Origin of the sequence: Cocleimonas flava, assembly GCF_004339015.1 — a bacterium.
Taxonomy (GTDB): Bacteria; Pseudomonadota; Gammaproteobacteria; order Thiotrichales; family Thiotrichaceae; genus Cocleimonas; species Cocleimonas flava.
Map to the genome: position 1 here is coordinate 1,172,148 of NZ_SMFQ01000003.1, position 20,739 is coordinate 1,192,886.

The 20,739-nt window shown below is 40.7% G+C and carries 23 protein-coding genes; 9 read left to right on the forward strand and 14 right to left on the reverse strand.

Translation table 11 applies throughout. From position 1 onward, the window contains the following. Window positions 1-5: 5 nt before the first annotated feature. A complete protein-coding gene (locus tag EV695_RS11295) occupies window positions 6-995 on the reverse strand; it encodes a zinc-dependent alcohol dehydrogenase family protein (RefSeq protein ID WP_131906019.1) in 990 nt (329 codons plus the stop codon). Window positions 996-1,151: 156 nt separating this feature from the next. On the opposite strand from EV695_RS11295, the gene EV695_RS11300 reads away from it, so the two are divergent. From EV695_RS11300 to EV695_RS11310, 3 genes are all read left to right on the forward strand, one after another. Further along, window positions 1,152-2,048, forward strand: a complete 897-nt coding sequence (locus EV695_RS11300; protein WP_131906020.1) for a LysR family transcriptional regulator — start codon at window positions 1,152-1,154, stop codon at window positions 2,046-2,048. A 195-nt stretch (window positions 2,049-2,243) separates the two neighbouring features. Continuing rightward, a complete protein-coding gene (locus tag EV695_RS11305) occupies window positions 2,244-3,344 on the forward strand; it encodes a YHYH protein (protein WP_131906021.1) in 1,101 nt (366 codons plus the stop codon). Window positions 3,345-3,358: 14 nt separating this feature from the next. Then, window positions 3,359-3,664: a hypothetical protein gene (locus EV695_RS11310; RefSeq protein WP_131906022.1), complete on the forward strand. Its 306-nt coding sequence runs from the start codon at window positions 3,359-3,361 to the stop codon at window positions 3,662-3,664. Window positions 3,665-3,762: 98 nt separating this feature from the next. On the opposite strand, the gene EV695_RS11315 is transcribed toward EV695_RS11310, so the two are convergent. The 8 genes from EV695_RS11315 to EV695_RS11350 form a co-directional block, all read right to left on the reverse strand. Beyond that, window positions 3,763-3,978, reverse strand: a complete 216-nt coding sequence (locus tag EV695_RS11315; RefSeq protein ID WP_131906023.1) for a DUF6434 domain-containing protein — start codon at window positions 3,976-3,978, stop codon at window positions 3,763-3,765. A gap of 70 nt (window positions 3,979-4,048) precedes the next feature. Further along, window positions 4,049-5,071, reverse strand: a complete 1,023-nt coding sequence (gene trpS / locus EV695_RS11320) for a tryptophan--tRNA ligase (protein WP_131906024.1) — start codon at window positions 5,069-5,071, stop codon at window positions 4,049-4,051. 244 nt (window positions 5,072-5,315) lie between these two features. Then, entirely contained in the window at window positions 5,316-6,356 is a 1,041-nt protein-coding gene (locus EV695_RS11325) for a PLP-dependent cysteine synthase family protein (RefSeq protein WP_131906025.1), read from the reverse strand. Window positions 6,357-6,445: 89 nt separating this feature from the next. Next, window positions 6,446-6,673, reverse strand: a complete 228-nt coding sequence (locus EV695_RS11330) for a DUF2798 domain-containing protein (RefSeq protein ID WP_131906026.1) — start codon at window positions 6,671-6,673, stop codon at window positions 6,446-6,448. A gap of 182 nt (window positions 6,674-6,855) precedes the next feature. Beyond that, the gene (locus EV695_RS11335) at window positions 6,856-8,604 is read right to left on the reverse strand and encodes a cobaltochelatase CobT-related protein (protein WP_131906027.1); all 1,749 of its coding nucleotides are present in this window, start codon (window positions 8,602-8,604) and stop codon (window positions 6,856-6,858) included. A 50-nt stretch (window positions 8,605-8,654) separates the two neighbouring features. Continuing rightward, a complete protein-coding gene (locus tag EV695_RS11340; protein WP_131906028.1) occupies window positions 8,655-9,629 on the reverse strand; it encodes an AAA family ATPase in 975 nt (324 codons plus the stop codon). A gap of 293 nt (window positions 9,630-9,922) precedes the next feature. After that, window positions 9,923-11,284, reverse strand: a complete 1,362-nt coding sequence (locus EV695_RS11345) for a YHYH protein (RefSeq protein WP_131906029.1) — start codon at window positions 11,282-11,284, stop codon at window positions 9,923-9,925. Between the two features lie 10 nt (window positions 11,285-11,294). Continuing rightward, window positions 11,295-12,032: a YHYH protein gene (locus EV695_RS11350; RefSeq protein ID WP_207907052.1), complete on the reverse strand. Its 738-nt coding sequence runs from the start codon at window positions 12,030-12,032 to the stop codon at window positions 11,295-11,297. Between the two features lie 160 nt (window positions 12,033-12,192). On the opposite strand from EV695_RS11350, the gene EV695_RS11355 reads away from it, so the two are divergent. Then, window positions 12,193-12,387, forward strand: a complete 195-nt coding sequence (locus EV695_RS11355; RefSeq protein ID WP_131906031.1) for a hypothetical protein — start codon at window positions 12,193-12,195, stop codon at window positions 12,385-12,387. A gap of 419 nt (window positions 12,388-12,806) precedes the next feature. Here the strand turns inward: EV695_RS11355 and EV695_RS11360 are convergent, their stop codons facing one another. Beyond that, window positions 12,807-13,463: a TIGR04219 family outer membrane beta-barrel protein gene (locus EV695_RS11360; RefSeq protein ID WP_165874692.1), complete on the reverse strand. Its 657-nt coding sequence runs from the start codon at window positions 13,461-13,463 to the stop codon at window positions 12,807-12,809. Window positions 13,464-13,739: 276 nt separating this feature from the next. On the opposite strand from EV695_RS11360, the gene EV695_RS11365 reads away from it, so the two are divergent. The 3 genes from EV695_RS11365 (at window position 13,740) to EV695_RS11375 (ending at window position 16,165) form a co-directional block, all read left to right on the forward strand. After that, complete coding sequence (locus EV695_RS11365) at window positions 13,740-14,426, forward strand: YceH family protein (RefSeq protein ID WP_131906033.1); 687 nt, start codon at window positions 13,740-13,742, stop codon at window positions 14,424-14,426. 418 nt (window positions 14,427-14,844) lie between these two features. Further along, on the forward strand, window positions 14,845-15,432 hold the full coding sequence (locus tag EV695_RS11370) for a CBS domain-containing protein (protein WP_131906034.1): 588 nt from the start codon (window positions 14,845-14,847) through the stop codon (window positions 15,430-15,432). Between the two features lie 217 nt (window positions 15,433-15,649). Beyond that, on the forward strand, window positions 15,650-16,165 hold the full coding sequence (locus EV695_RS11375) for a YHS domain-containing (seleno)protein (RefSeq protein WP_131906035.1): 516 nt from the start codon (window positions 15,650-15,652) through the stop codon (window positions 16,163-16,165). Window positions 16,166-16,246: 81 nt separating this feature from the next. Here EV695_RS11375 and EV695_RS11380 read toward each other — a convergent pair whose 3' ends face one another. Then, window positions 16,247-16,786, reverse strand: coding sequence for a Spy/CpxP family protein refolding chaperone (locus tag EV695_RS11380; protein ID WP_131906036.1), 540 nt, complete (start codon window positions 16,784-16,786; stop codon window positions 16,247-16,249). Between the two features lie 367 nt (window positions 16,787-17,153). Between EV695_RS11380 and EV695_RS11385 the strand changes: the two genes are divergently transcribed. After that, window positions 17,154-17,753 carry a hypothetical protein gene (locus tag EV695_RS11385; RefSeq protein WP_131906037.1) on the forward strand — a complete coding sequence of 200 codons (600 nt, stop codon included), beginning with the start codon at window positions 17,154-17,156 and terminating at the stop codon, window positions 17,751-17,753. An 83-nt stretch (window positions 17,754-17,836) separates the two neighbouring features. Here EV695_RS11385 and EV695_RS11390 read toward each other — a convergent pair whose 3' ends face one another. Further along, complete coding sequence (locus tag EV695_RS11390) at window positions 17,837-18,577, reverse strand: DUF4124 domain-containing protein (RefSeq protein WP_131906038.1); 741 nt, start codon at window positions 18,575-18,577, stop codon at window positions 17,837-17,839. A gap of 121 nt (window positions 18,578-18,698) precedes the next feature. Beyond that, complete coding sequence (locus EV695_RS11395; RefSeq protein WP_131906039.1) at window positions 18,699-19,142, reverse strand: hypothetical protein; 444 nt, start codon at window positions 19,140-19,142, stop codon at window positions 18,699-18,701. 325 nt (window positions 19,143-19,467) lie between these two features. On the opposite strand from EV695_RS11395, the gene EV695_RS11400 reads away from it, so the two are divergent. Next, the gene (locus tag EV695_RS11400; RefSeq protein WP_131906040.1) at window positions 19,468-19,863 is read left to right on the forward strand and encodes a hypothetical protein; all 396 of its coding nucleotides are present in this window, start codon (window positions 19,468-19,470) and stop codon (window positions 19,861-19,863) included. Window positions 19,864-19,941: 78 nt separating this feature from the next. Here the strand turns inward: EV695_RS11400 and EV695_RS11405 are convergent, their stop codons facing one another. Then, on the reverse strand, window positions 19,942-20,667 hold the full coding sequence (locus tag EV695_RS11405) for a hypothetical protein (RefSeq protein ID WP_131906041.1): 726 nt from the start codon (window positions 20,665-20,667) through the stop codon (window positions 19,942-19,944). Between the last annotated feature and the right edge of the window lie 72 nt (window positions 20,668-20,739).

Sequence of the window (20,739 nt, forward strand, 5' to 3'; positions counted from 1 at the left end):
AATACTTAGTTGATATTGACAACAACTTTACCCGTTGCTTCACCACTAGCTAATCGAGCATGAGCTGCACCCACCTCAGCTAAAGAAAATGCATTATCATCTAAAATCGGCTTTAAATTCCCTGCTTCTACAATGTTAGTGATCTCACTAAGGATTTGACCATGCACTTCACGTTTATGGTTGTATAGCATTGGAATCAGCATGAATACTACGTGCAAAGACAAGCCTTTGAAATGTGCAGGAGATAAATCTATTTCCAGTAATGAAACGGTTGATGCGATTTGACCATTCAGAGCAGCCGCTTCAAATGAGTTCGTCATATTCTCACCGCCTACCGTATCAAAGATAACATCAAAACCCGCACCATCAGTATGCTTTGCGACATAATCAGCTACGCTATCTGTTTGATAATTAATCGCTTTAGCGCCTAGTTTTTCGATGATACCCAATTGCTTATCAGTACCACCGGTTGCATAAACATCTGCGCCAAAATGACGCGCTAACTGTAAAGCCAAATGCCCCACACCACCTGCACCACCATGAACGAGTACTTGCTGTCCTGCAGAAATACCTGCACGTTTCAAACCTTCATAAGCAGTGATTCCCACTAACGGAATTGCAGCCGCTTCACGCATTGAGATATTTTTAGCTTTACGAGCAATTAACTTAGCATCAGCAACAATGTATTCTGCCAATGTACCCGGAAGATCGGCTAAACCGCCAGCACAACCATAAACTTCATCACCCACTGCAAAATCAGTCACACCTTCACCGACTTCTTCAATCGTACCTGCAAAGTCCATACCTAAAATAGCAGGCGCATCTGGTGATAAAGGTAGTTCTTTACCCATTTGACGAATCATTGTATCGACGGTGTTAACGCTAGTCGCCGCAATGTTTACCAATACGTGACCTGCTTTAATTTCTGGTTTTGCTACTTCGGCAGACTCAAATACTTCTGGTCCACCAAAATCATTAATAATCATTGCTTTCATTTTTACTATCTCTATTTGATTGATTGTGAGACTAGTATAATTATCTAATATAAAATGATAATAGACTAATATATAAAATCAGTTTTCTGATTTTATTGATAATAGAAAACCTGATATTGATGAAACAATAAAATTGAGCAGGGTAATAGCCAAAACATGAACATAGAACATCTCAAACTATTCGTGCGACTTGCCGCAACCAATAACATCAGCTCCGCTGGTCAAGAGCTAGGCTTATCCCCTGCGGTTTCCAGTTCGCACATCAACAAGCTGGAAGAAAGATTAGGCGTTCGATTACTGCATCGCACCACCCGAAAAGTATCGCTCACAGAAGAAGGCGAAGCGTTTCTGCCTCATGCGGTAGAAGTATTATCCAGTGTCGAAGCAGCCAGAGCATCGGTCGGTGCAGGCGAAGTATTCCCCAGAGGAGTCTTAAGAGTGACCGCACCCGCTTCATTTGGCGGCATGCACATGATGCCCGCAGTAAAAGACTTCTTAACACGCTATCCTGATCTGACTATCGACTTTCGCTTTTCAGATGCCATTGTCGATCTGGTAGAAGGTGGATTTGATATTGCCATTCGTAATTCAGACCTCAAAGACTCCACATTAATCGCACGCAAATTAGCACCTGATAATCGAATCATCTGCGCCTCTCCTGAATATCTGGAAAAATTTGGCGAACCAAAGACACCACAAGAATTAGAAAACCACAACTGCATAAACCTAATGGGGCTTGAGAACTGGGTATTTGAAACACCCAAAGGGCAAGTCACCATAAAAACCAAAGGTCGTTTCCGATCGGATAATGGAGAAGCCGTTAGAGATGCCTGCGTCGATGGTTTAGGCATTACAATAAACTCTCAGTGGATTGCTTATAAACATCTCGAAAGCGGCGAACTGGTAGAAATTTTAAAAGACTTTCCATTGGTCTCGGATACCGCAATCTGGGCGGTATACCCAAGCTCTCAATTACTCGCACCCAAGGTCCGAGTATTTATTGATTACTTTTCAGAGCTTTATTCGAGCCCGGTTTATTGGGATAAAACATAATCTAAAAAGGGCAAAGGCTTATTTATAAACAAAAAGTCACCCCCCTACTTTGGGGCACTTTTTTATTTTTCTAAGATACAACTTCTATTTTACTAGATTAAAAATTTTCATATTTCTTACACTTTTGTTGCGTAAAGTACCCCGATTAACTGTGCTACAGTTATCTCATTCTATTAAGGAAACAGGATAAATATCATGGGCTTAACAAGCTATCGTCTATTCATTAGCAGTATTGCTTTTAGTGCACTCGTGTTAGCGGGGTGTAACAGTTCTTCTGTTGATACGAGTAAACAGGCAGCTACCACTAACAATGATACCAAGCAAAAAGTGATGATTAATCCTGCAAAGGGAATAGATATTTCTATGTTCGCAAAGAGGTCTTTTACTGAAGCGCCTAAAATCGTTGATTGTGAAACCGCAGAAGGCACGAAAACCACGTGTTATCAAATGGTAACAGCTGGTGCACCTGCAGGACGTGAGCCAGGTCCTTTCTGCCCAAGAACAACCTCCGACGGAGCTGATACTGGAGGCGCATGGTTTAGCAGAGATGGCGCAGGAGACTTAGTCGATATCACCGGAAATTTCATAGTAAATCTAGCCAGTTATTACGATGATACAAACTGGAAGCTATACGACCCAGCAAGCAACAAAGTCCGTTACACAGCGACTAAAGAAGCTTGCCTAGGTGCGGCAAAACCTGATGTTGAGGAACAGTACAAGCAAAACTGTATAGAATGTGAGTTGTCGTATTTAGACGCGGATTTCTCACGAACATTCTTGATACCTACGACTCCTATCCCAGCGGCAAAAACTAGCCGAGCTAGAACAACAGGTATTGCCCTAGATGGATCAGAGCTCTCTGGACCAGCACCTGTTGATGCAATTTTAGGTGCGTATACCATTGCTGCTTTTGATGATTGTGGTGGACACATTAATGTTCATCAGGGATATCACTATCATTCTTCAACCGGATGTACAGACGCCCCAGTAAAAACTGATGATGGCTATGCACCACTGATTGGTTATGCCGCAGATGGCTATGGCATTTATGCGATGAAAGATGCACAAGGCAAGGAAGCAGAGTCACTTGATGAATGTCGTGGCACAAGCGATGACATTCGAGGCTATCACTACCGTGCAGCAAGCCCGAGTGAGAATATGTTTATTGGCTGCCTTCACGGAGAAACCGTTCGTGCAACAGGCGGACATGATGGACCTCCTCCTGGCGGTCGACCTGGTGGTGCTGGCAGACCTGACGGACCTCCTCCTGGTAATAACCCACCAACAAAATCGTGATCGGGGTTCAATTAATGATTCACACAATAGTATCAAGAACATCCATCAAGAGAGTAGTACTTGGTTCATTAGCGGTATCTGCATTATTACTCACAAACAGCATGGCTTATGCGCATTCAGGTTCACTCAACAAGGTTGCGGTGGAAGTATGCAAGCAGAAACAAAAGTCACAAGCCTGTCAGTACCAAGGCGGTCATAGCGACTTGTACATTGGCACCTGTCAGCTGATGTCAGAAACAGATTTGATATGCGTTAGAAACAAGCCGATCCAGAAAATCGAGTCTGCAAACACAGATTCCAACAATGAGCATAAGCATTAGCGCAGATAAATAGTCTCTGTAATCTTTTAGCTCCGATCGTGTAAACGTGGCGTATTTGTTAAAATTGCGCCACTGTTTATCCAGCGATTCACCTATTCTTATTTATCCTGTTCACGCCTTAACCATTCTGCGGCAACATCACCCATTGTTTTAGCTTCTCCATTTTTAATCCAGCCCATAAACGGTCGGTTAAATTTAAAGTCGGGGCCACAAACATCGGTTAAAAAACGCCTGACGTTCTGGGTGTTACGGTAGCTATCAGTAACCGGAGTGTCCGTTGTTATTTGATCACAGTGCCAATCAAAATTATCCATACAGTATTTCTCCTTTTAGTTGGTTAGTTATTTAGTCACCCCCCTACTTTGAGGCAATTTTTTGAGTCGACTAAAACAAATCCAGACCAAACGCTCGCTTCACATCGTTCAAAACCTGATTCGATTCTTCTTTGGACTTTTCACTGCCCGCTTTTAGGATCTCGATGAGTTGTGCTTTGTCTGAAGTAAAACCTTCTCTAGCCTCTCTAATAGGTTTTAAAGTTTCCTGCAGGCATTCTTCCAGAATCTTTTTGGTAGTTCCATCACCAAGACCACCTGCCTGATATTGCGCCTTTAAGTCTGCAACATAGGCGACATCTGGGTGGAAAGCATCTAAATAGGTAAACACGACATTGCCTTCGATTTGGCCGGGATCTTCTATTTTTAGGTGATTCGGATCGGTATACATCGACTTTACGGCTTTGGAAATTTCTTTTTCGCTCGAACCCAGATAAATACAGTTACCCATCGATTTAGACATCTTGGCTTTACCATCCATACTTGGCAAACGTGTCACTTTACTTAACAAAGGTCGGCACTCAACCAGAATCTCTTCCCCAGCCACATTGTTAAGTTTTCTGACGATTTCATTGGTCTGTTCGATCATCGGTAGTTGATCGTCGCCCACAGGAACTAAGGTCGCTTTGAATGCGGTAATGTCTGCTGCCTGACTAATCGGATAGGTTAAGAAACCTGTGGGAATAGAGGCCCCAAAAGACTTGCCCGCTATCTCGTTTTTAACCGTTGGATTTCGCTGCAATCTCGCCACGGATACCAGATTAGAATAATACATGGTGAGTTCAGATAACGCTGGAATCGCCGACTGCAAACAAATTGTTGTTTTATTTGGGTCAATCCCGACAGCTAAATAATCCGCCACCACATTTAAGATATTAGAAGATACTTTTTTGGGATTATGACCGTTGTCGGTCAAACCTTGTAAGTCAGCAACCAGGATGGTTTGTTCGTATTGATCTTGCAACGAGATTCTTTGCTGAAGTGAACCAACGTAATGCCCAAGATGCAACTGTCCCGTTGCTCTATCGCCGGTTAATACTTTTTCTTTTTTGTTTGGATCTAATTGATTATTCATAATTTAAAACTCCTGCTAAATTCTACTGACGGAGACAAAAATTACGAAATTCATAAGCTGTCATCCGACGGCTTTGAACACATGTGATTCAGCACCGCTCTACGAAAAAGAACGCCACCAGAAAATTGGAATGAGATGAAAAGTGAGATTAACTTGCATGGAGCGCAAGTTACCACTTCACTCAAAGTGGTTCAATAGTACGAGGAATATTTATAAACCCACCCCCCTACTTTGGGGCGTTTTTTTAAATCAGTGTTTCCAGCTGTTTCTGATACGGCGATAAATCTTCAAGATGCTCACTCACCCAATCGTCGTTGTAATACGTATCCATATAACGATGACCACTGTCGCACATTAGCGTCACAATAGAACCTGTTTGCTGATTTGCCATCATTCGCTTGGCCACTTCCAAGACACCCCAGAGGTTTGTACCCGTTGATGCGCCGGCTTTTCGACCAATTATTTTCTCCAGCCAATAGATTGTCGCGATACTCGCGGCATCTGGGACTTGTAACATTTCATCGATGATATCGGGTTGAAAAGAAGCTTCTACCTGAGGACGACCGATGCCTTCAATTCGACTTCCAATCTTTGAAGTAAGCGTAGAATCTTTTTGCATATAGCTGTCGTAGAACACGGAGTTCTCAGGATCCACCACCAGCAATTGAGTATCGTAACCTTTGAAGCGAATGTAACGACCTAGCGTTGCGGAAGTACCGCCAGTGCCGGCACTCATCACAATAGTATGTGGCACAGGATGTGGCTCGTACTGCATCTGTTCGAAGATACTTTCAGCAATATTATTACTGCCACGCCAGTCTGTCGCACGCTCGGCGTAGGTGAACTGATCCATAAAATGACCATTCAACGACTCGGCAAGATGCTTAGCCTCGCTGGTAATTTTGGTCGGACAATCAACAAAGTGACAACGTCCACCATAACGTTCTATTTGACTGATTTTGCTTTGCGCTGTGCTATCCGGCATCACCGCTATAAAAGGTACGCCAATCATTCGTGCAAAGTAAGCTTCTGAAACTGCAGTACTGCCAGAAGATGCTTCAATCACCGAAGTGTCTTGATTGATCTTGCCATTACATAAGGCATATAAAAACAGAGAACGTGCCAATCGATGCTTTAAACTTCCGGTCGGGTGAGTGCTTTCATCTTTAAGATAGATATTAATACCCTGTAACTTAGGCAGCTCCAGCTTAATCAGGTGCGTATCGGCGGAACGATTATAGTCAGCCGTAATTTTATTGATTGCTTCAGTGGTCCAGATACTCATAAGGTCACCCCCCTACTTTGAGGCCGTTTTTTTATCGAAAACAATATATAGAAAAATAGATATTAACCGATTTAAGAAACAGTCTGCTTCTAACTATCATCAATTAGCAACGCCACCAACCGTCTAACGATTGGCCCAACGATGAGCACAGTAGGAAAGGCAACTAGAAAAGCGAAGCTCCAGGCCTTCAACCATTTGATTAATATGCCATCAATAAGTCCGACATTGAAAAGGGTAATGACGAATGACATAAAGCATGACATTAAAAGTGCCATGAAAAATGAAAATACCACGGCTGTATATTTTTTATGTATCAAAACTGAAATCCTGTTTATTCAGATGTACTTGATCTGAGAACATGAAAAGAATGATCAAGGATTACATCTGAAGTGTATAACAAAGGCATATAAACATTTCACTGAGATGTTTAGGATGCAATGTTAATAAAATATTTTTTAGTAGGTCACCCCCCTACTTAGGGGCACTTTTTTGGAGACTATCACTTCATTCGTGATTGCCACATTTTCAAAATATCATTGAAGGTGGCGTTATTCAGATTATCGTCCAAGTGTAAAATGGTGTAGTTACGATAGTAAACACTCAGGTCTAATTCAACACCTAATCCAAAAATTTCCAGATCAGGCTGTTGTTCATAATTACTGATAACATCTTTTAAATGATTATCCAGATAGTAAGGATCATTGGCGATATTGGTGGCAGAATCCATCGGGCTGCCATCTGAAATCACGGTTAGAATTTTCTTTTGTTCGGGACGTTTCAATAGTCTTTGTGCCGCCCATGTGATCGCTTCGCCATCCACACCTTCGCGGAATAAGTCCACTTTCATCAGTCCTGATATAGAATTACGCGCCTGTTTCCAGGTTTGTTCTGCGTCTTTGTAGATGATGTGATTGGTTTCATTGAGGCGACCAGGATTTTTCGGCCTGCCTTGTTTGATCCATTCTTTCATCGGTTTGCCACCACTCCAGTTGCCCGTGGTGAAGCCAAGGATTTCGGTTTTAATACCAGAGAGATCAGCCGCACGTGCAAACACGTCGAGCATAATCGCAACATTTGCCGCGTGCTGTTTCATCGAACCTGAACAATCAACCAGAAAACTCAACACACAATCGGATTGTGGACGCTCGCGTCGATCTTTGAAGATGCGTTTTTCCGTGGGTGACGCGATTAACTGCGACAAGCGTCGACCATCGATATAGCCTTGTTCTTGCGCATAATTCCAGTCATCGTATTCAGGCGTAGCAAACAGAAATTTAAGCTGACGCGCCAGCCGTGGCATATTGATGCCTTGTTTGCTAATGCTGTCATCCAGATGACTGCGCAAGGCTTTTAACTGCATTGGCCTAACCAGTTTATCTGCCTGTGAAATCTTGTCGTATTCGGTGGTGAATATTGAATAAACCGCATCATTTTCCAACCACGATTTACTCTCGCCACTGCTGATCATGAATACATGTTCATCGTTTTCGTCAAAGTTAATCAGTAGCTTGAATTCTGGCGCTTCGATTTCTTCCAGAATCGTATCGACGTCTTTTTCTTCTTCGTCCTCGTCCTGATTCTCATCACGCACCATGCTGTTAAATTGCTTCGCTAGTTGCAAAGCGTATTCGGCGAATTTCTCCTGATCGGTGAGGTTTTGCTTCATGCCGTAGAGCTGCTTACCAATCATGGGCGAGATGCCTGCGCGCGTCGCTTCCAATAGATCTTCGGTTTCTTCGGTGACCGACACATTATTAAAGCGCGACCAGCATACCTGGGCCAGTACGTAGATAAGCAAACCGATACTGCTCTCGGTTAAACCAGAATGATGATAACGCAGTGACCATTCTTCGAAACGATGCAGCATATTGCTGCGCATGCCTTTGTAGGTTTCTGGCACTAAGGATTCGACGCGTAGCTGTTCGAGTAATTCGAACATAAAACGCTCGAGTCTTTCATCCGGTAACAGCGAATGATGCAGTGCTTCGTCAGTGAATTGATAGCGTAAATTAATACTATCGGCTACACCTCGCAAAGCGACAAAACTGTCTTGCACAAGATCAGACTGAATATGACATGCATACAAAGGCACACGCTGTTGATTGTGGTAGAGAAATGGGCCACGGAAATACAAGCTTGCATCTTTGGTATAACCACGCACCACACCACCGCACAGTTCTATGGCTTTTTGCTGTTGCTGGCTCTTGGTTTGAGCAGTTGTTTCATCATGATCTGAAAGGTATTTCATCTGGTTCTTTTCTGATTGTTTTCTTACTTTTGTCAGATTTAATCTACTTGTTATTTACTTGTAGGCGAAAGATGCATATACGATTCTTCCAGCTCTTCATCGAAACAACGTTGGAAATATTCAGCCACTAATGGCTTTTCATCGTCACTGCATTTATTCAAGAATGCGAAACGGAAAGCCGTTTGAATGTCTTTGAATATCTGGAAGTTTTCAGCCCAGGAGATTACCGTTCTTGGTGACATCAATGTTGATAGGTCACCCACAGCAAAACCATTACGCGTGAGCTGCGCCATGCTAACCATCGCATTCAAAAGCTTTTCATCAGTAAATTCAGGCACACGCGCTTTGATGATATTCACTTCATCATCATGCGGTAAATAGTTTAACGAGGTAACAATATCCCAACGGTCAAGCTGTGCGTGATTGAGCATTTGCGCACCGTGATAAAGACCGTTTAAGTTGCCTTGGCCAATGGTGTTGGATGTCGCAAACATACGGAAATTTGGATTTGGACTAATCACCTGATTTTGATCTAGCAATGTAAATTTACCATCACGCTCAAGAATGCGTTGGATAACGAACATAATGTCTGGGCGACCCGCATCGTATTCATCAAAAATTAATGCAACCGGACGACGTAATGACCAGGGAATAATTCCTTCCTGAAATTCGGTAACCTGCTGGTTATCGCGAATCACGATGGCGTCTTTACCTACTAAATCCAGACGACTAATTTGTCCATCCAGATTTAAGCGCACGCAAGGCCAGTTTAGGCGTGCTGCGACTTGTTCGATATGCGTCGATTTACCCGTGCCGTGCAAACCCTGAATCATCACGCGACGATTAAAAGCAAAACCCGCGATAATTGCCAAAGTTACATCAGCATTAAACTGATAAGCTTCGTCAACAGCAGGAACGAACTCACAAGGTTCGCTAAACGCAGGGACTTTCAAATGGCTATCGATATTGAAAGTGTCACGAACCGATACAGAAAGACTCGGTTCTAAATCTAGAATATCACTCATAAAACTAACTCAAAAAAATAAATTGAAGCACTACTATAGCTCATTTTTGCGTATTGTCAGTTTAAAAAACAGAGTTAAAGTCACCCCCCCACTTTAGGACTATTTTTCCTATCTTTTTCTCTTTACTCCGATAACTTTGTATCGTCAGGCATTCTGATTGTCTTTTCTCAAGCACATGATTTATTTTGATATTTTGAAAAAATAACTCTCTAGAGTATTAGGCATTATCTAGAGAGTCATCGTTTGATGATATGTTTTAAGAGAAGATTGGGAAATTATTGAAGCTTATATACTCAATCATTTTCAGGTGCTTTGTCTGGTGTATTGCCTGGCCCATGTTCAGGTCTTGGACCTCCTGGTCTCCCATGGTTTAGCCCTCCTTGATCTGATCCTCCTTCAAAAGAACCTTTTTCACCCATAAAACAGCCAAAGATTTCGTTCTTACCAGGAGCAGATGCATGATAATGATAGCCACGGGTGTCATCGGTTTCTCCACCACACTCATCAAGCCCTTTTGCTTCTAAGGTACTTTTATCTGTCTTTGCAAAAATGGGATAACCATCTAAGGCATAGCCAATCATTGGTGAATGCCCATCTTTTTGGATACCAATCTCAGAGCAACCATTAGCTGCGTGGTAATGATAACCTTCATGTGGATTAGCATGCGCACCACAATCATCAAGAACACCAAGAGAATAACTACTGAGGATCATTGCTAACGGAGCAGGAGGACCGAGTAGAACGCCATTTAATGCAACCCCGGTATTGTCACGCCCTCGAACGTCAGTGGGGTTTTCAACAGGTACAGGTGTTGTTGGAATCAAGACGGTTTTCTTGATGCCACCATCAAGTTCTTTAAGTCGGCACTCTAGGCAAAAATTGTTAAATCCTGGAATTGGACGGGGATCGCCTGCAACTTCACAGCCTCTTTCTCCAGTAATAACGGTGACTTTACCTGTCTTTATATCGTACATCTGCCACTTTTTATCTTTGTAGAGAGTCGATAGGTTTTCAATAAACTTACCATCCACATCGTAGACTGTACCTTCCCCATCAATCCATGTTCCACCCTCATCTGCGCTCGATGCAATCGATTGCGGACAGTAAGGTCCTTCTGGCGAGGTATCGGGATCAGCAGGTGCTCCGGCAATTGTTAGCTTATAGCAAGTAGTCTTGGTGCCACCGCTCAATGTGCAATCGACAGTTTCCACATCTCCTACAATTGCGCCTTCAGCGAATAAAGATGTATCGACTGCATGACTGTTTACTACAACCTTATTTTTTTCCAAGTTATTCTTTATTAAGTTATCTTTCGCAACTGTACCATCTAACTTTGTAGCTGCTGTCACTGTAGATGAAGATTTATTTGTAGTTGCCTCCGTTGAATGTGATTCGTTGCCATCAACTGTCTTCGGAATGACTGGCTTATTTCTTACGCACATCATACTTGATGAAATTGATTGGCAAGTACCTCTATAAAGCCCCTCATGAACGCCTTTAAACTCACAAGATTGTGACTTCGATTTGTTATCACAAGCATCCCATGCGGCTTTGGTTGTAGAACCAGAATGCGCATAGGAGTAACTTGTGGATAGCAATAATACGAGGGACAAAAGCCCCCGGGCTTTTATCCCTAATACGTTTTTAGTTGTCATTGTTTAAACCCTATTCAGGAGCTGTTCCAGTGGGTGGTCCACCTGCTGGTGGCTCTCCATCTGCAGGACCACCCGCATCTGTAGATGCAACAGTCTTACCGTGAAAACAACCAACGAACATATTTTCACCCGGACTTGCTGCGTGATAGTGATAACCGCGAACATCGTCCGTAATGCCACGACATTCATCAAGTCCTTCAGCTTCATTTCCATCTGAATCTTTCATTGCATAGATACCATAACCATCTAGTGCGTAACCTAGTAATGCAGAGTGCCCATCATCTTGAGTACCCACTGCAGCACAGTCGGTCGCAGCATGGTAATGATATCCTTGGTGTGTATTAATGTGTCCGCCACAGTCATCAAATGCGGCAATCGTGTAGTTTGATAGAATGTCATCAACAGGGGCTGGTGCAGATAATTCAGTACCATTAAGTGCGATACCCACTTGCGAGACCGAACCTGTTACATCTGCAGGAATTGGAGTTACAGGTATGAGGTAGGTTGCAGATAAAACACCATCTTCAAGGTACTCCATTTCGCACTGAACACAGTAATTATTATATTCATCGGCAACATTCGGTTGCGCCGCAGCTTCGCAGGCTATTTGAGTATCTGTGATCCTTACATTTCCTGTTGTTGGATCGTAAACCTGCCAATTAGTATCATTGTAAGTAACAGCTAAATCCTGAATAAAATTTCCCGTTAGCTCTACTATGCCATCTACGCCATTTTCATAAAACCACATTCCGCTACTATCAGCACCATTGTCATAAATGGTTTCCGGGCAAAACGGACCAGGCGTTTGTCCTGCTGGTGCGCCAGTCGTGGTAATTTGGTAACAACTGGTTTCTGTGCCATCGCTTAAAGTACAGTCAACAATTACAGGATCTGACTTAAGCGCGCCTGTGACAAAATTATTCAGATCTATCGCTTCTGTGGCACTAGCCGTTTCTGTTGAATCTGTTGATGAATCCGATGTTTCTGTGGAAGTATCAGCTGTTGTATCTAATGCGTCTTCTGAACTAGCGCTAGACTCAGATGATGAAGAAGAAGAAGAAGTAGATGAGGAGGATGAAGAATTACACCCCCCCCAGTACTAATAAACTAATGGCTATAGCACCGACTAAAGGCCGATAGTATTGAGTTTGCATAAAAATTCCCTTACTGCTTTATTATAATGATTCTAAGTTCGAATTTTATAATGTATTGGAAATGTGCAAAAAATATGAAAGCTAAACGTTAGGATTAATTTAATGTGATTAATCAGAGCGTGATAGGTACTTGATTAGCTAAGAAGTTGATTGGTTAGCGGTAAAAATTGAGTATTTTGTTTTGATTTTGTCACCTCCCTACTTACCAAGAGATTGCCATTTCGTTTTGTGAAATTGGCAATTCATGTATACCAAAAGCTTAATACTAGCTCGCCTGCAAAGCGACAACTAGCATGTAGCGTCATTGAGAGGGGGTTCTGCTTCTATTGACCAAAAAGCTAATGTCTCTAATCAATTGATATCGTAAATTAGAAGTCTGCGTGCAAACCGACAAAGTAACCATCTGTTTTTAAATCAAAAGACAGATCATCGAAATCTTTCGCATCAAAGCTTTGCACTCGATAACCCGCTTTCAAGCCAAGATCTACCGCGACTAAATTGAAGTCATAGCGTAAACCTGCAATCGCGTCAGTGATCTGGTTTCCATCATAATTCAAGTAATGAATATCGGTATAAAGCGTGGTATTCAAAAACGGCAAAGCCACTTCTGCATCGAAATAAGCATGCGGTGTTGCGCCAGAAAAAGATTGTGACAGGTATTTTCCGCCTTCAAATTGTGAGATACCCAAACCGACGTCAATTGAAATCGCGTCATTGTCTAAAATTTCGTAGTAAGCGGTGTAATCAATTTTAGTGTACTCATAAGCATCACTATTCACTTCAGACAGTGATAATTTGAAATTTGGAATCAATGGCACCGGATGTTCAATGGTTGCGCTGGCAAACACCGATTGATCGTCACCAGACACACTGCCGACGAAGCTACCAGCATCATAACTGGGTGACCAGACTCCTACTTCTAAATCTGCCCCCAATAAGGTATCGGCATTTAACCCACCGTTGATTAAAAATGCACTGATCACAGTGCCTGAGAGTAATACCTTATTAATGTGTGTTGACTTCATGTTGCCCTTGCCCAAAATTATTATAATATTCATTCGTTTTCATGCAGTTATCGGCTATTTATTTATTGCAGATAAGCGCTAAACTTTCGCGGCATAGAATATCAGCTTTGCTCAATAAATAGCACCTCTAAAACCAAACTCACATTCAGTGTGGATAAAGGCGTTTCATACTAGAATTGCTATAACGTGCTTAGAAATAATTACTAATAACAATACAGAACGATACATAACAATACATAACAATACATAACAACAGATCAAAAAGGAGATATTTTCATGGATGAGACTCTCGAAAACACGGATAGCAATAGCGACGACCTTCTAGACGAAACACAGGATGAGGTTTCACAAGAACCAGCTTATTTCACGGCTTTAGAAGCCCGCGTAATTGGCTCGTTGATGGAAAAACATCTAACCACGCCAAATAACTATCCGCTCACAATTAACTCACTGAGCAACGCCTGCAACCAGAAAAGCAATCGCGAACCTGTAATGAATTTGACCGAGGGTCAGGTAGGTCACACAGTAAATGCACTAGTGGAACGCAAACTGGCTGGTATTGATTACGGTGAACGTTCGAATAAAATCTCGCATCGTGTTTGCACAGAGTTGGATATTGATCGCAAACAACAGGCGATTCTCACAGTATTACTGTTACGCAAACCGCAAACACTGAATGACCTAAAAACTCGCACTGCGCGTATGGTTGATTTCGAATCTAACGATGAAATCCACGATAATCTTATCGCGATGATCGAACGTGAGATGCCATTGGTAACCTTGATTCCCAAAGGTGCTGGACGTCGTGAAGATCGTTTTGCACATACACTCTGCGGGGAAGTATCAGTAGAAGACATCGAGAAAGACGCTGTATCAATCAGCAGCATTCCTCTCGACAATGACCGCCTTGATGCGATTGAAGCCCGATTGGCTGCGATAGAAGCTAAACTCGGCATTAACTAAAAGAACAATTATCCAATTATGTTTTTCTGGTTCTTATGTTCTGGAAAAGCCACCTCCCCACTTTGAGGCGTTTTTTCCGTTAACGACATACTTACTGCTGTATAGCCAGCTAATACGCTTAGCTGGCTTGACAACACATTTCTAATCGATTGATTTACTTCACTTTATTTTTGTAAATATTAAAAAAGCGGCAGACTATTTGATTTAAACATTTAAAAAAAACTAATAGCCTCATAAATACAACTTTATACTTAAATTTCAATAACTTAAATAGTATATATTAATTTACCTTCTATCCTCATAAATTAAATTTCGGTACAGGATAAAAAAAGAGGAGTACATTAAAGGAATATATACTGATTATTAACATTCAATTTTACACACATTATTAAGTACCACTCAAAGAGAGGAAGCAATAATGACACAAGCAGAAAAAGGGATTCACCCGAAGCAGCTACCCAATGTAGTGAGCTTAACCACGCCAGATTCTGATGGCAAAAAATTAGTATCTGAGGATGATCCTGCGATTAAAGTGATGACCGATTTAAAAGTCGTCAAACCTTATTCCATAAGATCCAATGCCTGCATTGAGTCGATCAATAACAAGATGATTGCCTGTGGCGTTCGCATGCTATTTGTTAATGATCCCATGGGAGACCTAGCGGGCCTAGTAACCACTTCCGATATAAACGGTAAAAAGCCGTTACAGTTCGCTAATCAAAATGGTTGCAGCAGGGATGACATTAAAGCGTCTGATCTGATGACTCCTATTAGTCGCCTTGAAGCCATTCCAATTAAAGAAGTGTTGAGTTCACATGTGTCAGATATTGTGAGTGCATTTGAACAATGCCGAAGAAATCACATGCTGGTTATGGAAAGTAATAAAGAAGGTAAAGTTATTCGGGGGATTTTCTCAATTACGCAAGTGAGTAAACAACTCGATACCTATATCCCTTCAAGTATTGAAGACACTAACTTCGAAGAGTTAAACGAAGCTTTAGCCTGATTACTTTGCATCCATAGCCTATTATTCATCCATGCTTAATTGGGTGGATAATTGGAAAGTCTGAAATGATCATTTGCCAATCAACGTAGAATTATTTTTATGTTGTCTAACGGCTTTTTTCTACGACTAATCCAGACAAAATTAACAATTCACAAGCTCTCTATAATTTTACCAACATACAATCAGAGCTTTTATAACTCGTTATAGGAGTATCTATATGGCCAAACCGCTAGCCGTATCAAATATCTTATCTCAGCCTGGCTTTACTCTAAGCCTTACCTCGTTGCGAAACAGCCTTATCTTTTTAATAATTATGTGGATCGGGAGTTCTGTTGCATACGCCGCCAATGGAATAAATATCGATTCGAGCAACGGACTTGCAATTCATGGATATGATCCTGTCGCCTACTTTAGTGACAGCAAACCTGTAGAGGGTAAACAGGAATATACGCTCGATTACAAAGGTAATAAATGGGCATTCGCCAGTGAAAAAAACAAACAGGCTTTTGTTGAAAACCCTGAGGCCTTTATCCCTCAGTATGGAGGCCATTGTGCTTATGCCGCCGGGAAAAATGCAATTGCGAATACCGATCCGTTTGCATGGACCATTCACAATAAAAAACTGTTTTTAAATTACAGTATTGGTACACGGGAATTATGGTTGAAAGATAAAGAAGCCCATATTGCCTCAGCAGATGGTTATTGGCCTTCGTTGATGAAACAGGTTCCTTAAATACATATTTAGATGTAAAAAAACGCAAATAAAAAAAGGGCGATCTAAGTCGCCCTTTCTTTGTTTAGTGATCACCACTTATTACTTTTTAAATGTTTCAAACTTAGCGTATTGCTCAGCGGTAAGAATTGACTTCATTTTTGCAGTCATTGCTTCTTTACGCTGCGAACGCATCTCTTCTTTAAGTGCCTTACGTGCATCTCTCAATTGAGTCTTTTGCTCTGCAGTAAGATTCAAGCTCTTCATCTGCTCACGCTTCATTTTACGCCCTTGCTTATGCTCGCCACGTTGTGCTTTGATTTGCTCAAGTTTCGCATTTTGCTCAGCCGTTAAAATTCCTGCCATTTCGCTTTTAAAACTTTCACGAGTCAGACTTCCATCACGCTTTTGCTTACGTAAGTCTTTGAGCTGTGTTTTCTGAGCATCCGTTAAATCTAGCTGTGCAAACACTTTCTTAAAGCCTCTGTGATGTTTATGATGACCACCTTTTTTGTGAGACTCACTTTTATTGTCTCCATGATTAGTGTTAATTTCTTTGTCACCGTCTGCAAATGCAGATAGAGAAGCTAAACTTACCGCAGTAGCGATTGTTGAAGCGATGATTGCTGATTTGATTTTCATAATATTTTTCCTGTAATTTCAATTAAGTTTTTAAGTTCACAGCCGTTGTGTGACTGATGGTGAAATTGTGCAGGTATCTTGTGTAAATGTGGGTGTTAGGTGAGTAAGAAAGTGTAAAGAATCGTTATTATTTCTTTACAAAAAATGTGGGTAAACTTGGCACTTTTTCTTTTATTAGAGAAACAGACCATTAACAACCTGCTTACAAGCGAATAGTATTAAGCAATTGTTTTAAAAGAATATTTTTGCATAAAATACTGACACACAACGCTACTAACTGAGTTTATAAAGTGCATCGAATTTACTGTATTACATAACAATTAATAAGCGATAGACTAGGCGCACCTAAAAATAAGAGACAACTACATTGACGATTAGAGAATATAAACCTGGTGAACATAAAGCAGGTTTTAAAGGGCTTCGTGTCGTAGTGAAAGTAGGCGATGATTATCGCCAAAAATATTTTGCATTCCGCGGCATCACGAACAAAAAAGAATTAAACAAAATTAAAAAAGAAGCGGAAGCGCTTAATGCCGAATGGAATATGGAACGGCAACTTATCCAGTCAAAGAAAGACCTTGAGTGCAAAGAGCATCGACGGATCTCGTCTGCTTATACAACGGGAGTTTCTGGGATTAAAATGAAATTTGCTCGTGGCAAAAAAGTACGCGCAGGTGTCACTAAATATTACTATTCACCGTTATTTATTATTTCAGGCTCAACCGACGGTGTGCGTTTTGATAAGAATATTAATATCAGTAAACATGGTTTTGACATGGCGTGGCTAAAGTCAGTAATGTTCTATGCAGAGAAAAAAGGCATTGCCAATTACACTCACCTGCTTGAGCGTAAACCTCCTGTCGAGCAATTTATTGTTATTTATAAACATCAAAAATCACTGGGACATGACATTCCACCGCATCGTATCCCAAAAGAAATTGATGAAAAACTGTTAGAAAAAATATAAATCAATGATCAATACATCTATATCTGGTTACATTCTTTAGTAATAAATATGTAATCGTTTATGTATCGATTTATTTGTGGAGGTTATTCTTCTGAATAACCTCTCATTTTTTTGCTTCTCCTGTCCCATGCGTCATACGCATCCTGACATTCTGAAATATTGTGGAACATGCGCTGAATATAATAACCGCGCGAGTTCATTCCACCATCACCAAAATTCTCATTAATTTCTTCACAATAATCGCGAGTTTTCGAACTCATGCTGTGTTTCATTTTCATGCATGAAGCTACTGCCTCCTGTCTTAGAGGCGCAATTAGCTCTTCTCTTGCATCTTCACAGCGTTGATTATATTCCGCTATGGTGTATTCGGGTTTGGCTTTCGTATTGCGACGAGTGTTTCTGGATTTTCGTTGTATATAGGACTTAGATTTATTTATTTGGTCCAACATGATGCGATGCACATCTGAATCTTCATTGGATAAAGAATCAATCGACTCCCTATTCTTATAAGAAGCAACGTCGCTGGATAATTTACTATTTGAATGACTCGAGCCTGTAGCGTTTGATACTTCGTTAAACGAGTTATCGTCTAATCCTGATTCTGTTTTAGCGTTTATCTGGTCTGGTTCCACATCATCTGAGGACTCATATTCAACAAACTTGATAACTTTAGCTTTGTTTCTCGATGACTTTTTTTCTTTATTGGAATAGTGCGTCTTGCCGTTTTCATCTACCCACTTTAAAACATCTGCATGGGCATTGATGCTCAATACTGTGACACAGACACTAATAAATGCCGTAACTAAGCTCGTCGAAAAACGCATTGGGGACTCTTGTCTATAAAAAAATCTATTATGCTTATTATGTCATTAGAATAAACTATTCAAACTCAATATGAAACTAATGCGTAAATAGATTCAAAATCAGCTGTCCCCTAAGCAGATTTTATTCGAATCGATATTGCATAAGAACCAAAGCAAGAATAAATAACAGCATGGCAGGAAATGCCGCACTAATCCCTAGAGGTATCAATGCAATGAAGAACACTATGCCACCCGCTACTCCGAGATACACAAAGCGACCACCCGCACTGAGCAAGATAGCGACTATTATTTGGCCTAAGCTAATCAAGCCTACAACCAACTGAATATGATGACTAAAGTAGCCACTGATGAAGGTTCTATAAATATTCAAAAATGCCTTATCGGCATAATAATTAAAAAATTCAGGATTCACTAAAATGGTATAGAGGTTGAATAAGCCTGCTAATAAAAAAATAAGAATGAAAATTAATCGAGTCATTCGGTGTTTTTTAAACGCTAAAAAAACCAGAACTAATGCCAGAGCGTTAGTTAATAGATAAGGAATGTGTGAACCATATTCGATCATAAATAACTCGTACTTTTCTAAGGTCAGGATATTATTCTATGCTAATCCCTACCTATAATGCTTAACTATCGTTCTGATATCGTTGATATATGTCTCCTCTGGTTGAATAAATGACAAATAGATTTACTGTTTCGTCATTAAAGAAAGCTAAAGACATTCTTAACAATTATTTTTGATCAAGTTGATCATAAAATATCATTAACTTTTCTCATTTTTCATTCCTCGTACATTCTTTAACTTTATATACTTTACTGAGATGGGTTATCCAAAGTCTAGAGACAGTTAGTCTTTAATGAAGATTACCCAATTTTCTCAGGATTAAAAAATGATCAAAAAATCAGTTATCACACAATCGTTGGTATTTTTTCTTAGTGCATCATTATCGGTGGTCGCGTTGGCGCAAAATAATGAAGACACTGTTTCACTATCTGCTGCGACAGAGGCAGAAACACAGCCGATGAGTGATGAGGATTTGTCTGAGGCTGAATGTGTACCACAAGCTCAAATAGATGCTATGTCAGATGATAATGTAGAAAAACTGGAGTTACCGGTGTGCGATGAGGGTGAATCTGCGATTGAAAATGATGATTCAACACCTCAGACTGAAACTAATGAAAGCCAAACGATGACCGCTACAAATGAAGAATTAACAGCAGTCAATGACGTTGCCGTAGAAGAAACCACCTTCCCCAGTCCAGATGAAAAGCTTTATGGCGATTAATACGCCATAAAGCGAGATGTTCCCCATCAAATAAAGTCACCCCCCTACTTTAGAGGGGTTTTTGGATTTTTTTCTGTATTAGTTCCCTGTCAGGATTGTGTAGTTAGGTATATCAAACTCAGAATCATCGACGAATACATCAAAATGTACGCTGGTTGCTGTTTCTGTTGTAAAAGCTGTATCTGTGGAAAAAATTGATTCTAATTCTATGCCACTCCTATCAATAGCTCCTTCATTTATACATTGTGTGAAAAACTCATTAATCACATAATTGGTACAAGATGTTAATGCGATGATCTTTACGCCATCTGCAGTTAATGGTTCTACCTCATCAGGAGCAATAGCATCAACCAATGCGTCATTTGTTAATCCTGTTAAAACTGGACTAAAATCCAACATAGTAATGGTTTCATGGTCAAAATTTACATCATAACTTTTTGGTGTATCCCATTTTCTTAAATCGTGAATAGCTTCTACTTCGGTTGTTACCGCACCTGTCACCAAGTCAGTGATAACTGAAGTTCTTTCTCCCTCATACTCTTCAATTCTGAGATTTCCCCAATCCTTAAACACAAAGCGCTTAGTCCCTTCTTCGGTTACCGTGATAAAATCACCAAGCGTAGATTCTTTTTGTACATCATAAATAATTTTACCCGTCTCATACGTGTAAATCTTAGGCCTTAATTCACCTGTTTCAGGATCTGTAGGTATATCGATATTAATATCACCAACATCGACTGAATCACCTGAGCTACTTGAGCCTCCACCACATGCCGCTAAAAAGAATGTCGAGAATAAAATCAAAGAAAAATGCTTAATTTCAATCATAAGTTATATACCAAAGTGATGTTATTAATAAGATAAGGTGATAATAAC

What these genes read in the sequence shown, in the direction of transcription:
- EV695_RS11335 (WP_131906027.1), bottom strand. Translation starts at nt 8,604, where the DNA reads ATGAAATACCTTTCAGATCATGATGAAACAACTGCTCAAACCAAGAGC.
- EV695_RS11300 (WP_131906020.1), top strand. Translation starts at nt 1,152, where the DNA reads ATGAACATAGAACATCTCAAACTATTCGTGCGACTTGCCGCAACCAAT.
- EV695_RS11360 (WP_165874692.1), bottom strand. Translation starts at nt 13,463, where the DNA reads ATGAAGTCAACACACATTAATAAGGTATTACTCTCAGGCACTGTGATC.
- EV695_RS11380 (WP_131906036.1), bottom strand. Translation starts at nt 16,786, where the DNA reads ATGAAAATCAAATCAGCAATCATCGCTTCAACAATCGCTACTGCGGTA.
- EV695_RS11295 (WP_131906019.1), bottom strand. Translation starts at nt 995, where the DNA reads ATGAAAGCAATGATTATTAATGATTTTGGTGGACCAGAAGTATTTGAG.
- EV695_RS11325 (WP_131906025.1), bottom strand. Translation starts at nt 6,356, where the DNA reads ATGAGTATCTGGACCACTGAAGCAATCAATAAAATTACGGCTGACTAT.
- EV695_RS11340 (WP_131906028.1), bottom strand. Translation starts at nt 9,629, where the DNA reads ATGAGTGATATTCTAGATTTAGAACCGAGTCTTTCTGTATCGGTTCGT.
- EV695_RS11310 (WP_131906022.1), top strand. Translation starts at nt 3,359, where the DNA reads ATGATTCACACAATAGTATCAAGAACATCCATCAAGAGAGTAGTACTT.
- EV695_RS11400 (WP_131906040.1), top strand. Translation starts at nt 19,468, where the DNA reads ATGATCAAAAAATCAGTTATCACACAATCGTTGGTATTTTTTCTTAGT.
- EV695_RS11375 (WP_131906035.1), top strand. Translation starts at nt 15,650, where the DNA reads ATGGCCAAACCGCTAGCCGTATCAAATATCTTATCTCAGCCTGGCTTT.
- EV695_RS11315 (WP_131906023.1), bottom strand. Translation starts at nt 3,978, where the DNA reads ATGGATAATTTTGATTGGCACTGTGATCAAATAACAACGGACACTCCG.
- EV695_RS11395 (WP_131906039.1), bottom strand. Translation starts at nt 19,142, where the DNA reads ATGATCGAATATGGTTCACACATTCCTTATCTATTAACTAACGCTCTG.
- trpS (WP_131906024.1), bottom strand. Translation starts at nt 5,071, where the DNA reads ATGAATAATCAATTAGATCCAAACAAAAAAGAAAAAGTATTAACCGGC.
- EV695_RS11370 (WP_131906034.1), top strand. Translation starts at nt 14,845, where the DNA reads ATGACACAAGCAGAAAAAGGGATTCACCCGAAGCAGCTACCCAATGTA.
- EV695_RS11305 (WP_131906021.1), top strand. Translation starts at nt 2,244, where the DNA reads ATGGGCTTAACAAGCTATCGTCTATTCATTAGCAGTATTGCTTTTAGT.
- EV695_RS11345 (WP_131906029.1), bottom strand. Translation starts at nt 11,284, where the DNA reads ATGACAACTAAAAACGTATTAGGGATAAAAGCCCGGGGGCTTTTGTCC.
- EV695_RS11365 (WP_131906033.1), top strand. Translation starts at nt 13,740, where the DNA reads ATGGATGAGACTCTCGAAAACACGGATAGCAATAGCGACGACCTTCTA.
- EV695_RS11390 (WP_131906038.1), bottom strand. Translation starts at nt 18,577, where the DNA reads ATGCGTTTTTCGACGAGCTTAGTTACGGCATTTATTAGTGTCTGTGTC.
- EV695_RS11350 (WP_207907052.1), bottom strand. Translation starts at nt 12,032, where the DNA reads ATGTGGTTTTATGAAAATGGCGTAGATGGCATAGTAGAGCTAACGGGA.